The following is a 13,755-nucleotide window of genomic DNA, read 5'->3' as shown; positions in this document are numbered from 1 at the left end:
TTCGTGCGTTCTTAACGGGCGGGCCGATCGGGTTCAACGGTCGCGCCGCGACGGCGCTCGACGGTCGGGCCGACGGCGCTCCACAGTCGCGGCGCGACGGCGCTCAACGGCCGGGCCCGACGGCGCTCAACGGCCGGCGCCGGCGACCGCGCCGTCGTCCCCCACGAGCAACTCCGACCTCCGCGGCGCGCGCTCTGGCCCGACGTCCCACGACGCGACCCGGATGCCGCGGGCCTCCCGCCGCGCCGCCTCGAGCACGCCGTCGGCCCCCGGCCGGCACGCCGTGACCGCGCTGAGGAACAGCCACGCGGGCCCCGGGCAGAGGTCGTCGAGGGTGAGCGGCGTCGAATCCGAACGGCCGGATGCCACGAGCCGCTCAGCCTCGCCGGCGGACTGCGGCGCGTACGACGCGACCATGTCGGCGCCGAGCGCCCGCACCGCGGCGGCCGTCAGCAGTCCCTCGGGCGCTCCCCCGATGCCGGTCACCACGTCGAGGTCGGTGCCGGGCTGCGCGGCGCGCAGCGAACGCTCGATGTCGCCGTGCTCGAACGGCACCACGGTCGCCCCGGCCGCGCGGGCGCGCGCGGCGACATCGGCGTTCCGGGGCCGGTCCTGCACCGCGACGCGCACGTCGGCCGGCGCCGCGCCGCGCACCTCGGCGAGGCGCGCGACCAGCCGGTCGATGGGCAGCCCCGCGGCATCCGGCAGCCAGGTGACCTGCTTCGCGAGGTAGTGCGCCGGGCCGAGGTCGGCGAATCCATCGCGGCCGGTGACCGCGAGCACGGCCATCGCCCCGTCGCGACCGGACGCCGCGAGCCGCGTGCCGTCGACCGGGTCCACCGCGAGGTCGAGGGCGAGACCGCCCGTGCCGAACCGCTCACCCGGCGCGAGCATCGGCGCCGCGTCCTTCTCGCCCTCACCGGCGACGACGCGACCGTCGACGGCGATCGCCGCGAGCGCGGCGCGCAGGGCATCCACCGCGGTGCCGTCCACGGCCATGCCGTCGCCCGAGCCGACGAGCGGCACCACGGATGCCGCTGCCGCCGCCGTCGCATTCCGCAGCGCACGCGCGACCCGGCCGTCGAGGTCGGCGAGGGGCGCGGCGCCAGGGGAGCTCATCCGTCCATCCTGCACCGCGCCGACCGACCCCGCCGCCCGTCACGAGCGACCTGAGCACTCCTCGCCACCTCGCTAGACTCGTCCCGAACCCAACGTCACCTTCGAAGGAGCACCATGCCCATCGCAACCCCGGAGCAGTACGCCGAGATGCTCGACACCGCCAAGGCGAAGGGCTTCGCCTTCCCGGCGTTCAACGTCTCCTCCTCGCAGACGCTCAACGCGGTGCTGCAGGGTCTGGCCGAGTCGGGCTCCGACGGCATCATCCAGGTGACCACGGGCGGCGCCGACTACTTCGCCGGCCACACCGTGAAGGCCCGCTCCGCCGGCGCGCTGGCGTTCGCGCGGTTCGCGCACGAGGTCGCGAAGTCCTACCCGATCACGGTCGCGCTGCACACCGACCACTGCCCGAAGAACGCGCTCGACGACTTCGTGTTCCCGCTCATCGCCGCCTCCGAGGAGGAGGTCAAGGCCGGCCGCAACCCGATCTTCCAGTCCCACATGTGGGACGGCTCGGCGGTTCCGCTCGACGAGAACCTCGAGATCGCCAAGGAGATCCTCCCCCGCATGAAGGCCATCAACGCCGTGCTCGAGGTCGAGATCGGCGTCGTCGGCGGCGAGGAGGACGGTGTCAGCCACGAGATCAACGAGCACCTCTACACGACGCTCGACGATGCGATCAAGACGGTCGAGGCCCTCGGCCTCGGCGAGGACGGCCGCTACATGGCCGCGCTCACGTTCGGCAACGTGCACGGCGTCTACGCGCCCGGCAACGTGAAGCTCCGCCCCGAGCTCCTCAAGGAGATCCAGGACGGCCTCGCCGCCAAGTACGGCACGGGCCCGAAGCCGCTCGACCTCGTCTTCCACGGCGGCTCCGGCTCGACCGACGAGGAGATCGCCGAGGCCGTGCGCAACGGCGTCGTGAAGATGAACATCGACACCGACACGCAGTACGCGTTCACGCGCTCGATCGCCGGCTACATGTTCGACAACTACGACGGCGTGCTGAAGGTCGACGGCTCGGTCGGCAACAAGAAGCTCTACGACCCGCGCGCCTGGGGCAAGGTCGCCGAGTCGGCGATGGCCGTCCGCGTCGGCGAGTCGACCCGCCAGCTCGGCTCGGCCGGCCAGTCGATCAGCGCGTAGGCACACGGATGTCGCAGGACGAGGCCGCTCGCACGCCCGACGCCCCCGGTCAGGGTGGCGCCGCCGACGAGCGGCCACGTCCGCGCTACGGCGAGTACGCGCCAGAGGGCTGGACGTGGCAGCCGCCCGCCGACGAGTCGGCGGCGCCCGTGCAGCCGGCCCCTCCCGTGCAGCCCACCGCGCCCCCGCCTCCGCCGGCCCCGGTCGCGCTGCCCGGCGAGCGCCAGCCCAGTGCCGTCGATCGCGTCGTGACCATTGCGCTGCTCGCACTCGGCGCATTCGGCGCGATCAACACCGCGGCGAGCCTGCAGATGCTGCCGCAGCAGTTCTCCCTCGTCTACGAGCAGCAGGGCGTCGGCGACTTCACGCCGCCCGAGTGGCTGCCCACGCTCACCATGGTCGGCACGGTGCTCCAGCTCGCGCTCTACGCGGCGACGCTCGGCTGGTCGATCCTGCGCCTGCGCGCCCGCAAGACGGCGTTCTGGGTGCCGATCCTCGGCGGCGTGCTGTCGCTCGTGCTCATGATGGTGCTCGTGTCGATCGTGTTCCTCAACGATCCGACCTTCGTCGCCTACATCGAGCGCATGGCGGGCACCACGGCGCCGTAGCGCCACGCCGCCGCTGTGCGGCCCAGTCAGTGCCGGGACCTCGTCACCAGCGGCATCCGTCGCGCCGCGCTGTCGCGCTCAGGCGTCGGTGTTCGCGCGCGAGCGCCCACCGAGGGCGCGGGCGTCGCGGTTGCCGCTGAGGTCGCGGCGCAGCTCCTTCGGCAGCGAGAACATGAGGTCCTCCTCGGCCGTCTTCACCTCCGCGACATCGGCGTAGCCGGCGTCCTCCAGTTCGAGGAGCACCTCCTTCACGAGCCCCTCGGGCACGGATGCCCCGCTCGTCACGCCGACCGTCGACACGCCGTCGAGCCACTCCTGCTTGATCTCGGTCGAGTAGTCCACCCGGTAGGCGGCCTTCGCGCCGTTCTCGAGGGCCACCTCGACGAGGCGGACGCTGTTCGACGAGTTCGCCGAGCCGACCACGATCACGAGCTCGGCCTCCTGCGCGACCTTCTTGATCGCGACCTGGCGGTTCTGCGTGGCGTAGCAGATGTCGTCGGAGGGCGGGTCCTGCAGGGCCGGGAACCGCTCGCGCAGTCGCCGCACGGTCTCCATGGTCTCGTCGACCGACAGGGTGGTCTGCGACAGCCAGACGACCTTCTCGGGGTCGCGCACCTCGATGTTCGGCACGTCGTCGGGGCTGTTCACGAGGGTGACGTGGTCGGGCGCCTCACCGGCGGTGCCCTCGACCTCCTCGTGGCCCTCGTGGCCGATGAGCAGGATCTCGTAGTCGTCGCGCGCGAAGCGCACGGCCTCGCGGTGCACCTTCGTGACGAGCGGGCAGGTCGCGTCGATCGCGTGCAGGCCGCGATCCGCCGCCGAGTTCACGACCGCGGGCGAGACCCCGTGCGCGCTGAACACCACGTGGGCGCCCTCGGGCACCTCGTCGACCTCGTCGACGAAGATCGCGCCCTGCTTCTCGAGCTCGGTGACCACGTGGATGTTGTGCACGATCTGCTTGCGCACGTAGACGGGCGCGCCGTAGTGCTCGAGCGCCTTCTCGACGGCGATCACGGCGCGGTCGACACCGGCGCAGTAGCCGCGGGGCGCCGCGAGCAGCACCCGCTTGCGTCCGGGGGCGGGGATATCCTTGAGCCGGCCGCGAACGCCCGGCATCCTGGGCATCCCGAGGCCGATTCGCGGGGCATCCGTCGTGCTCGTCACGGTGTCCATCCTACGCGGGCGATGCTGGGCGGGCGGCGGGAGGCCCCCATGACCGACGCACCGGCGACGCGCGAGCATCCGTGGCCCGTCGCGCTGCTCTCGGCGAAGCTGAAGGAGTACCTCGACCGGCTCGGCACCGTGTGGGTCGAGGGCGAGATCACGCAGTGGGGCGTCTCGGGCGGCAACGTCTACGGCAAGCTGAAGGACCTCGAGACCGACGCCACGATCTCGTTCACCATGTGGTCGTCGGTGCGCGCGCGCCTGTCCGAGCAGTTCAAGCAGGGCGACCACGCGGTGCTGCTCGCGAAGCCGAGCTGGTGGGTCAAGGGCGGCACGCTCTCGATGCAGGTCTACGACATGAAGCACGTCGGCCTCGGCGACCTGCTCGAGCGGCTGGAGCGCCTGCGCCGGCAGCTCGCCGCCGAGGGCCTCTTCGACGCCGACCGCAAGAAGCGCCTCCCCTTCCTCCCGGCTGTGGTGGGCCTCGTCACGGCGCGCGACAGCGACGCCGAGCAGGACGTGCTGCGCAACGCCCGCCTCCGGTGGCCGGCGGTCGAGTTCCGCACGGCGTACGCGTCGGTGCAGGGCGACCGCACCGCGCCCGAGGTCGTCGCCGCGATCCGGCGCCTCGACGCCGACCCCGCGGTCGAGGTCATCATCGTCGCGCGCGGCGGCGGCGACTTCCAGAACCTGCTGGGGTTCAGCGACGAGCGGGTCGTGCGGGCGGCGGCCGCGGCATCCACCCCCATCGTCTCGGCCATCGGCCACGAGGCCGACCGGCCGCTCCTCGACGACGTCGCCGACCTCAGGGCCTCCACGCCGACGGATGCCGCCAAGCGCGTCGTGCCCGACGTCGCCGAGGAGCTCCTGCGGGTCGAGCAGGCGCGAGCCCGCCTCGGCATGCGGCTGTCCGCCCTGCTGTCGCGCGAGATCGACCGGATCGGCCACCTCCGCGCCCGCCCGGCACTCGCCGACGCCGGCTGGATCGTCGACCGCCGCGCCGAGGACCTCACGCGCTGGGTCGCGCGTGGCACCGAGCTCGTCGAACGCTGCATCGAGAAGCAGGCGGCCCGCGTCGGCGAGCTCCGCGGCCACCTACGGGCGCTGTCGCCGCAGGCGACGCTCGACCGCGGCTACGCCATCGTGCAGGGACCCGACGGACACGTGCTGCGGGCGCCGGCCGGCGCCCCCGAGGGCGCGACCCTCACGCTCACGCTCGCCGAGGGCGTGCTCGGCGCCGTCTCGACGGGCGCGGCGCCCCACGACCTCCGCGAGCCCGCGCCGTCCAGCAGCGGTGCGAGGCGCTCCACTGGTGCGGACGACGGCGACGGCGGGGTCGGCGACGCCGAATAGAATGGGTGGCATGCCCCCCACCACCGATGTCGCCGAGCTGAGCTATGAGCAGGCGCGCGACGAACTCGTGCAGGTCGTCGCCGAGCTCGAGCAGGGCTCCGCGACCCTCGAGCAGTCGCTCGCGCTGTGGGAGCGCGGCGAGGCGCTCGCGGCGCGGTGCGAGGAGTGGCTCATCGGCGCGCGGGCGCGCCTCGACGCGGCGCGCGCCGGGGCCGGGCGCGGCACGCCCGCGGCATCCGACGACCCCGGCGCCCGCTGATGGCGCAGCGACCGCCGCGCGAGGTGGCCGAGCTCGGCCGCCCCGAGACCCCAGAAGAGACGGCCGCCCGCAAGGCCGAGAACTCGCGACTGCACCGACAGCGGCAGACGGTGCTCAACCTCGTCCTCGCGCTCGGCGCGAGCCTGCTGGTCGTGCTCGTCATCGTGCTGATCGTGCCGCGCTCCGACACCGCCCTCGAGCGCGACGTCGACGTCGCCCCCATCGCCGAGCAGGCGCAGGTCGCGATCGACGACCAGCTCGCGGTGCCCGAGCTGCCCGAGGGCTGGCGCACGAACGCCGCCGAGCTGCGCACGTCGCAGGTCGACGAGGTCATCGCCTGGTACGTGGGCTACCTCACGCCGAGCGACGAGTACATCGGCATGTACCAGGGCTTCGAGGCCAACCCCACGTGGGTGGCGGGCCTGCTCGCCCGCACGCTCGCCACCGGCACCACCACGATCGACGGCGTCGAGTGGACGGTGTACGACAACCGCGACACGGGCGACGACGTGGGCAACGCCGAGTACGGCCTCACCACCGAGGCGGGCGACAGCACGTTCGTCCTGCTCGGCACCGGCACGCCCGAAGAATTCGAGACACTGGCGACCGCCCTCACCCCCACCATCGACGCACTCCGCTGAGCAGCAGACCCGCCCCGAGAGGAGCCGCCGTGAGCGAGCAGCCGACCGAACGCCGCACCGAGTCCCCCGCCGAGGCCTGGCGCGAGCTGCGCGCCGGCAACCAGCGGTTCATCGCCGGCGAGCCGCGGCATCCGCGCCAAGACGTCGATCGCCGACGCGAGCTCGCCCAGGTGCAGCGCCCGCTGGTTGCGATCTTCGGATGCTCCGACTCGCGACTGTCGGCCGAGATCATCTTCGACATCGGGCTCGGCGACGCCTTCGTGGTGCGCAACGCGGGGCAGGTCGTCTCGGACTCGGCGCTCGGCTCGCTCGAGTACGCCGTCGGGGTGCTGGGCGTGCCCCTCATCCTGGTGCTCGGCCACGACCACTGCGGTGCGGTGCGTGCGGCGATCGAGTCGCAGGGCGCCGACGCCGCGCCGCTGCCGCCGCACATCGCGTCGCTCGTCGGCAAGATCGTCCCGGCGGTGCGACGCGTCGCGGGGGTCGAGCCGGGCGCGTCGATCGAGGTCGACCACATCGACGCGGCGTTCGTCGGTCGCGAGCACCTGCGCGACACCGTCGCCGAGATGCTCGAGCGTTCCGAGGTGATCGGCGAAGCGGTGGCAGCGGGTACGCTGGCTGTCGTGGGCGCGAACTACCGGCTCGTCGAGGGCCGCGCCGAGACCGACGTCGTCCTCGGCCGCATCTAGCGCCGCCCAGCCGCGCGAAGCGGCTTCCGGCCGGGGCATCCGGCACGCAACCGAAGGGGAACACACCGTGGTGGACAACGCCGCCGAGTACCGCATCGAGCACGACACCATGGGCGAGGTGAGGGTGCCGGCCTCGGCGCTCTACCGGGCGCAGACGCAGCGCGCCGTCGAGAACTTCCCCATCTCCGGCTCGGGCCTCGAGGTCCAGCAGGTCCAGGCCCTCGCGCGCATCAAGAAGGCCGCCGCGCAGGCGAACGCCCGCCTGGGCGTGCTCGACCCGGCGATCGCCCGCGCGATCGAGGACGCCGCCGACGAGGTCATCTCGGGCCGCCACGACGTCGTCGCGCACTTCCCGGTCGACGTCTACCAGACCGGCTCCGGCACGTCCTCGAACATGAACATGAACGAGGTGCTCGCCACGATCGCGACCGAGAAGCTCGGCTCGCCCGTGCACCCGAACGACCACGTGAACGCGTCGCAGTCGTCGAACGACGTCTTCCCGACGTCGGTGCACATCGCCGTGACCGCGGCCCTCATCGACGACCTCGTCCCCGCGCTCGACCACCTCGCGGTCGCGCTCGAGGCGAAGGCCGAGCTGTGGGCCGACGTCGTGAAGGCCGGCCGCACGCACCTCATGGACGCGACGCCCGTCACCCTCGGCCAGGAGTTCGGCGGCTACGCCCGCCAGGTGCGCCTCGGCATCGAGCGCGTGCGCACGGCGCTCCCCCGCGTCGCGGAGGTCCCGCTCGGCGGCACCGCCGTGGGCACCGGCATCAACACGCCCGCGGGCTTCCCGCAGCTCGTCATCGAGCTGCTCCAGCAGGAGACCGAGCTGCCGATCACCGAGGCGGTCGACCACTTCGAGGCGCAGGCCAACCGCGACGGCCTCGTCGACGCATCCGGCGCCCTGCGCACCATCGCCGTCAGCCTCACGAAGATCTGCAACGACCTGCGCTGGATGGGCTCCGGCCCGAACACCGGCCTCGGCGAGCTGAGCATCCCCGACCTGCAGCCCGGCTCGTCGATCATGCCCGGCAAGGTGAACCCGGTCATCCCCGAGGCCGTGCTCATGGTGGCCTCGCGAGTGATCGGCAACGACGCGACGATCGCCTGGGCCGGGGCATCCGGCTCGTTCGAGCTCAACGTGCAGATCCCGGTCATGGGCACTGCGCTGCTCGAGTCGATCCGCCTCCTCGCGAACTCGACGCGCGCGCTCGCCGACAAGACCGTCGACGGCCTCGAGGCGAACCTCGAGCGCACGAACGCCCTCGCCGGCATGTCGCCCTCGATCGTGACGCCGCTCAACAAGCACATCGGCTACGAGAACGCCGCGAAGATCGCGAAGCACTCGGTGAAGAACGGCATCACCGTGCGCGACGCCGTCGTCGACCTCGGCTTCGTCGAGCGCGGCGAGCTCACCGAGGAGCAGCTCGACGCCGCCCTCGACCTGCTGTCGATGACGCGGCCGCCGAAGGCCTGACCCGCATCGCGAACGCGCCTCGACGCCCAGGCGTCGGGGCGCTTCGTCGTCCGGGCGTAGCGTGGGAGCCATGGATCACGGAGGAACCCCGGTCACCTCGGTCGCCGAGCTCGAGGAACTCGTCGGGCAGCCGCTGCGCGCCGCGCGGAACAAGGTGCGCGACCGGCTGCACGAGCTCGACCGCGCCTGGCTCGCCGCCTCCCCGTTGTGCTTCATCGCGACCGCCGACGCGGAGGGCAACGCCGACGTGTCGCCGAAGGGCGACCCTCCCGGGTTCGCGCTCGTGCTCGACGACGCGACGATCGCGCTGCCCGAGCGGCCCGGCAACCGCCGCGCCGACGGCTTCCACAACGTGCTCGCCAATCCGCACGTGGGGCTCGACTTCGTGATCCCCGGCCGCGGCGACACGCTCCGCGTCAACGGTCGCGCCCGGCTCCTGCGCGACGTGCCGTACGCCGAGCGGATGCGGGTGCGCACCCACGTGCCGACCCTCGTGCTCGAGGTCGCGATCGACGAGGTGTTCTTCCACTGCTCGAAGGCGTTCCTGCGCTCGAAGACGTGGGACCCGACCACCTGGACTCCCGATGCCGCACCCCGTCGCCCCGTCATCGCGCGCACGCTCGAACGCCCCGACGACTCGCTCGAGGTGCTCGAGGAGTACTACGGCCCGTCGTACGCGGAGCGGATCTACGGCTGACCAACCGGGGGCGATGGCTGCCCGCTCGCGCGCGCCCGGACCGGACCCCCACCCGCGGGGCGGCCCCCACCGCCCCGCGGGTGCTCAGGAAGGGTCAGGTGAGCTCGGCCCCGTCGAGCATCTCCGAGACGAGCGCGGCGATGGCCGAGCGCTCCGAGCGGGTGAGCGTGACGTGGGCGAACAGCGGATGCCCCTTCAGCGTCTCGATCACGCTCGCGACGCCGTCGTGGCGGCCGACGCGCAGGTTGTCGCGCTGGGCGACGTCGTGGGTGAGGACGACCCGCGAGTTCTGGCCGATGCGGCTCAGGACCGTGAGCAGCACGTTGCGCTCGAGCGACTGCGCCTCGTCGACGATCACGAACGCGTCGTGCAGCGAGCGCCCGCGGATGTGCGTGAGCGGCAGCACCTCGAGGATGCCCCGGTCGACGACCTCGTCGAGCACGTTGTCGGAGACCACCGAGCCGAGCGTGTCGAACACCGCCTGGCCCCAGGGGTTCATCTTCTCGCCCTGGTCGCCAGGCAGGTAGCCGAGCTCCTGCCCGCCGACCGCGTAGAGCGGGCGGAACACCATGATCTTCTTGTGCTGCTGCCGCTCGAGCACCATCTCGAGGCCCGCGCACAGCGCGAGCGCCGACTTGCCGGTGCCGGCGCGCCCGCCGAGCGAGAGGATGCCGATCTCGGGGTCGAGCAGCAGGTCGATCGCGAGCCGCTGCTCGGCCGAGCGCCCGTGCACGCCGAAGATGTCGCGGTCGCCGCGGACGAGGCGCACCTCGTGCTCTCCGACGACGCGGCCGAGGGCCGACCCGCGCTCGGAGTGGATCACGAGGCCCGTGTTGACCGGCAGCGCCTCGACCTCGCGCGTCTCGAGCCGCTCGTGCTCGTAGAGCCTCGCCATGTCGTTCGAGCCGAGCGAGAGCTCGGCCATGCCGGTCCACCCGGAGTCGGGCGCGAGCTCGGCGCGGTACTCCTGGGCGTCGAGGCCGATCGACGCGGCCTTCACGCGCAGCGGCAGGTCCTTCGAGACCACCGTGACGGCGACGCCGTCGTTCGCGAGGTTGGCGGCGCACGCGAGGATGCGCGAGTCGTTGTCGCCGAGCTGCAGTCCGCTGGGGAGCACCGATGGGCTCGAGTGGTTGAGCTCGACTCGCAGCGAACCGCCCTCGCCGACCGGGATCGGGAAGTCGAGCCGCTCGTGCTCGACGCGCAGCTCGTCGAGGATGCGCAGCGACTGGCGCGCGAAGTACCCGATCTCGGGATCGTTGCGCTTCGCCTCGAGCTCCGTGATGACGACGACGGGAAGGACCACCGCGTGCTCGGCGAAGCGGAACAGCGCCCGGGGATCCGACAGGAGCACCGAGGTGTCGAGCACGTACGTCCGCACGGATTGCGCGGCACCCACGGGTGCCGCGCCTTCGGGCCGCGATGCGCGACCGATGTTCCGACCGACGGACTTGGAGGTATCGAGTGAGGCCACAACCGCTCCCGCCCCGAGCTTCCGCTCGGCTCTCGCGCCGGCCGGCGAATCCCTCCACGAGCGCTTCACGAAGCCGACTCGATCAGGCACGTTGCCCGATGGGTTGAGCGTACGTCGGTGCACCGACACCGATGGTTCCGACACGCGAAACGTTCACACCGTGTTCACAAACGCGTGGGGCGCCGTCAGCGATGCCGCACGCCGCCGCCGCGGGCGTCGCCGGCACGGGCGCGGCGGCGACGGGCGACGGATGCCGCGGCATCCGCTCGGCCGAGTGCGACGCTCAGTACGACGCGGCCGTGCCGTACGACACGAATGCCGCACGCAGCATGTCGAGGGTCTCCTCGGTCATCGCCGCGTGCATGCTGAGGCGCACCTGCCCGTTGCGGGTCGTGGCGGTCACGCCGTGGTTGTGCAGCGACGCCGTGAGGTACGTGACCTGGCCGGCGGGCGGCTCGAGCACCACGATGCCCGCGCGCTCCTGCTCGTCGCGCGAGCTCACGACGGCGATCGCGAACTCGTCGGCGAGCTCGATGACGCGGCTCACCCAGCCGGTGATCGCCGCGTTGATCGCGGGCACGCCCGCGGCGGCGATGTCCTCAAGTGCGGCAGCGAACCGTGCCTCGGCGATGGGGTCGGGGTTCGACACGCGGTAGGCGCGCGCGTCGGGCGCGGGCGGCGGCACGTGCCCCCAGGGCTCCTCCTCCTCGGTGCCCGTGAAGCCCGAGAACACGGGCGTGAGGCGCTCGAGCGCGCGCTCCGACAGCGCCATGATGCCCGTGCCCCAGCCGGCGCGGCACCACTTCTGACCGCCCGTGAGCACGATGTCGGCCGCGGCCCAGGGCGCGTCGACGACGCCGAAGCCCTGGATCGCGTCGACGATGAGCAGCCTGTCGCCGATGACCTGGCGGATCCCCTCGATGTCGCAGAGGTAGCCCGTGCGCGAGTCGACGAGGCTGACCGCGACGGCGGCGACGTTGGTCTCGAGCTGCTCGCGGATCTGCCCGGGCGTGACCTTGCCGTGGTCGGTCTCGAGCCACACGGGTTGCACGGAGTGCAGCGCCTCCTGCGCGCGCACGGCGGCGATCGGCAGGCTCGGGAACTCCCCCGGCGACAGGAGCACGCTGCCGGTGAGCCCGAACATCGCGTGCATGATGCCCTGCGTGGTGTTGGGCTGGAACACGACCCGGTCGGCCGGGAAGCCGGTGAGGGCGGATGCCGCGGCGCGCAGCCGCGCGCCCTGCTCGGCGAACACGTCGACGCTGCCGTGGCGCGCGCGCTCGAGCACCTGCGTGAGCGCGAACGCCTCCTCCGCAGCGGGGGTCGACAGCGGACCGAACCGTCCGTAGTCGAGGTAACCGGGCTCCTCGGTGAACCCGGCGATGTAAGCGTCGATCGTCACGTACGCCCCCTTCTCCGAGCCATATCATGGCAGACCGGCGGGCTCGGGAAGAACGGGCTCAGCCGCCGAACCTGCGGTGGCGCTTCTCGTAGTCGCGCAGCGCACGCAGGAAGTCGACCTGGCGCAGGTCGGGCCCGAGTGCCTCGACGAAGTAGAACTCGCTGTGCGCGGCCTGCCACAGCATGAAGTCGCTGAGCCGCTGCTCGCCCGACGTGCGGATGACGAGGTCGGGATCGGGCTGTCCGCCGGTATACAGGTGCTCCCCGATGAGGTCGGGCGTGAGGCGCTCGGCCAGGTCTTCGAGGCTCCGGCCCTCGGCGTGATGGGAGGCCACGATCGACCGCATCGCGTCGGTGATCTCCTTGCGTCCGCCGTACCCGACGGCGAGGTTCACGTGCAGGCCGCGCTTGTCGGCGGTGCGGCGCTCGGCCGCGTCGAGGGCGGCGACGAGCGGTTCGGGCAGGCCGGCATCCGATCCGACGTGCTGCACGCGCCAGTCGCGGTAGTGCGAGAGCTCCTCGGCGAGCTCGGCGATGATCTCGAACAGGTCGGAGAGCTCGGTGCTCGGCCGATTGCCGAGGTTGTCGCTCGAGAGCAGGTAGAGCGTCACGACCGTGATGCCGAGGTCGTCGCACCACTCGAGGAACTCGCGCATCTTCGCGGCGCCCGCCCGATGCCCGTGCGCCGCGGAGTCGTAGCCGAGCTGCTTCGCCCAGCGCCGATTGCCGTCGATGATCATCGCGACGTGCTGGGGAAGGGCCGTGGGGTCGAGGCCGCGGCGGAGCCGGTTCTGGTAGAGGCGGTAGAGGATGCCGCGACCGAGGGGCTGATCGCTCGTCTGCACGGCACTACGCTACCCCGGGACGCGGCTTCACGGCTCACAGCGGATCGTGATCGCGGACGCCCTACGCTGTGTCCATGACCCCCAAGCGCCACCGCGACGCCGGCACCCTCGCGGACGACCTCACCGGCCCGGTCGCGCCCGACGACACTGCGGATGTCGCGATCAGTCGCGAGGCGCACGGGCCCGACCTGCCCAACATCCCGCTCCTCGACGACTCCATCACGTACACCGCGGAGGTCAAGCCGAAATGGCGCGGCTGGATCCACGCCGGCACGTTCCCGGTCACGATCGCGGCGGGCATCGTGCTCATCGTGCTCGCCGAGGGGCCGTGGGCGAAGTGGGCGAGCGCGGTGTTCATGCTCACGTCGATGCTGCTGTTCGGCAACTCGGCGCTCTACCACCGCTTCAACTGGAAGCCGCGCACCAAGGTCGTGCTGAAGCGCATCGACCACGCCAACATCTTCCTGCTCATCGCGGGCACGTACACGCCGCTCGCGCTCCTCGCGCTGCCGCCCGACAAGGGCTTCGTGCTGCTCGCAATCGTGTGGGGCGGAGCGTTGCTCGGCATCGGCTTCCGGGTGTTCTGGATCACCGCGCCGCGCTGGCTCTACGTGCCGATCTACCTGCTGCTCGGGTGGGCCGCGGTCATGTACCTCGGCGACCTGCTCGCCGCGAGCGTCGCGATGATGGTGCTCGTCATCGTCGGCGGCGTGCTCTACACGATCGGCGCCGTCGTCTACGGCCTGAAGAAGCCGAACCCCTGGCCCGGCACGTTCGGCTTCCACGAGATCTTCCACACCTGCACGGTGCTGGCGTTCATGTGCCACTGGACGGCGACGCTGCTCATCGCCATCGCACCCGCCTACCACGGGGCCTGACCCG

14 protein-coding genes are annotated in these 13,755 nt (G+C 72.2%); 9 read left to right on the top strand and 5 right to left on the bottom strand.

The window, feature by feature from the left end; translation table 11 throughout:
* Window positions 1–126: 126 nt before the first annotated feature.
* Window positions 127–1,119 (bottom strand): fructose-bisphosphatase class II, encoded by a 993-nt coding sequence (locus FYC51_RS13955; RefSeq protein WP_148734419.1) that lies wholly within the window; start codon window positions 1,117–1,119, stop codon window positions 127–129.
* A gap of 114 nt (window positions 1,120–1,233) precedes the next feature.
* Between FYC51_RS13955 and fbaA the strand changes: the two genes are divergently transcribed.
* Window positions 1,234–2,262 carry a class II fructose-bisphosphate aldolase gene (gene fbaA / locus FYC51_RS13950; protein WP_148734418.1) on the top strand — a complete coding sequence of 343 codons (1,029 nt, stop codon included), beginning with the start codon at window positions 1,234–1,236 and terminating at the stop codon, window positions 2,260–2,262.
* An 8-nt stretch (window positions 2,263–2,270) separates the two neighbouring features.
* Window positions 2,271–2,870, top strand: a complete 600-nt coding sequence (locus FYC51_RS13945; protein WP_148734417.1) for a DUF6264 family protein — start codon at window positions 2,271–2,273, stop codon at window positions 2,868–2,870.
* Window positions 2,871–2,948: 78 nt separating this feature from the next.
* Here FYC51_RS13945 and FYC51_RS13940 read toward each other — a convergent pair whose 3' ends face one another.
* Window positions 2,949–3,995, bottom strand: coding sequence for a 4-hydroxy-3-methylbut-2-enyl diphosphate reductase (locus tag FYC51_RS13940; protein WP_148735326.1), 1,047 nt, complete (start codon window positions 3,993–3,995; stop codon window positions 2,949–2,951).
* Between the two features lie 60 nt (window positions 3,996–4,055).
* Here FYC51_RS13940 and xseA point away from each other — a divergent pair, with 60 nt between their 5' ends.
* From xseA to FYC51_RS13910, 6 genes are all read left to right on the top strand, one after another.
* Window positions 4,056–5,387, top strand: coding sequence for an exodeoxyribonuclease VII large subunit (gene xseA / locus FYC51_RS13935; RefSeq protein WP_148734416.1), 1,332 nt, complete (start codon window positions 4,056–4,058; stop codon window positions 5,385–5,387).
* Between the two features lie 10 nt (window positions 5,388–5,397).
* Window positions 5,398–5,646 (top strand): exodeoxyribonuclease VII small subunit, encoded by a 249-nt coding sequence (locus FYC51_RS13930; protein WP_148734415.1) that lies wholly within the window; start codon window positions 5,398–5,400, stop codon window positions 5,644–5,646.
* Window positions 5,646–6,287 (top strand): DUF4245 domain-containing protein, encoded by a 642-nt coding sequence (locus tag FYC51_RS13925; protein ID WP_148734414.1) that lies wholly within the window; start codon window positions 5,646–5,648, stop codon window positions 6,285–6,287. Before FYC51_RS13930 ends, FYC51_RS13925 begins: the two co-directional genes overlap by 1 nt.
* A gap of 29 nt (window positions 6,288–6,316) precedes the next feature.
* A complete protein-coding gene (locus FYC51_RS13920) occupies window positions 6,317–6,976 on the top strand; it encodes a carbonic anhydrase (protein ID WP_222863285.1) in 660 nt (219 codons plus the stop codon).
* Window positions 6,977–7,043: 67 nt separating this feature from the next.
* Window positions 7,044–8,456, top strand: coding sequence for a class II fumarate hydratase (locus FYC51_RS13915; protein WP_148734413.1), 1,413 nt, complete (start codon window positions 7,044–7,046; stop codon window positions 8,454–8,456).
* A 70-nt stretch (window positions 8,457–8,526) separates the two neighbouring features.
* On the top strand, window positions 8,527–9,153 hold the full coding sequence (locus FYC51_RS13910; protein WP_148734412.1) for an MSMEG_1061 family FMN-dependent PPOX-type flavoprotein: 627 nt from the start codon (window positions 8,527–8,529) through the stop codon (window positions 9,151–9,153).
* Between the two features lie 94 nt (window positions 9,154–9,247).
* On the opposite strand, the gene FYC51_RS13905 is transcribed toward FYC51_RS13910, so the two are convergent.
* The 3 genes from FYC51_RS13905 to FYC51_RS13895 all read right to left on the bottom strand — a co-directional run bounded on the left by FYC51_RS13905 (window position 9,248) and on the right by FYC51_RS13895 (window position 12,873).
* A complete protein-coding gene (locus FYC51_RS13905; RefSeq protein WP_420797251.1) occupies window positions 9,248–10,552 on the bottom strand; it encodes a PhoH family protein in 1,305 nt (434 codons plus the stop codon).
* A gap of 358 nt (window positions 10,553–10,910) precedes the next feature.
* A complete protein-coding gene (locus FYC51_RS13900; RefSeq protein WP_148734411.1) occupies window positions 10,911–12,029 on the bottom strand; it encodes an aminotransferase class V-fold PLP-dependent enzyme in 1,119 nt (372 codons plus the stop codon).
* A gap of 58 nt (window positions 12,030–12,087) precedes the next feature.
* A complete protein-coding gene (locus tag FYC51_RS13895; protein ID WP_148734410.1) occupies window positions 12,088–12,873 on the bottom strand; it encodes an isoprenyl transferase in 786 nt (261 codons plus the stop codon).
* Window positions 12,874–12,947: 74 nt separating this feature from the next.
* Between FYC51_RS13895 and trhA the strand changes: the two genes are divergently transcribed.
* On the top strand, window positions 12,948–13,751 hold the full coding sequence (gene trhA / locus FYC51_RS13890) for a PAQR family membrane homeostasis protein TrhA (protein WP_148734409.1): 804 nt from the start codon (window positions 12,948–12,950) through the stop codon (window positions 13,749–13,751).
* Window positions 13,752–13,755 lie beyond the last annotated feature (4 nt).

This window comes from Agromyces mariniharenae (assembly GCF_008122505.1).
GTDB lineage: Bacteria > Actinomycetota > Actinomycetes > Actinomycetales > Microbacteriaceae > Agromyces > Agromyces mariniharenae.
Note: the sequence above shows the minus strand (reverse complement) of the source record. Positions and strands in the feature narration are given on the sequence as shown.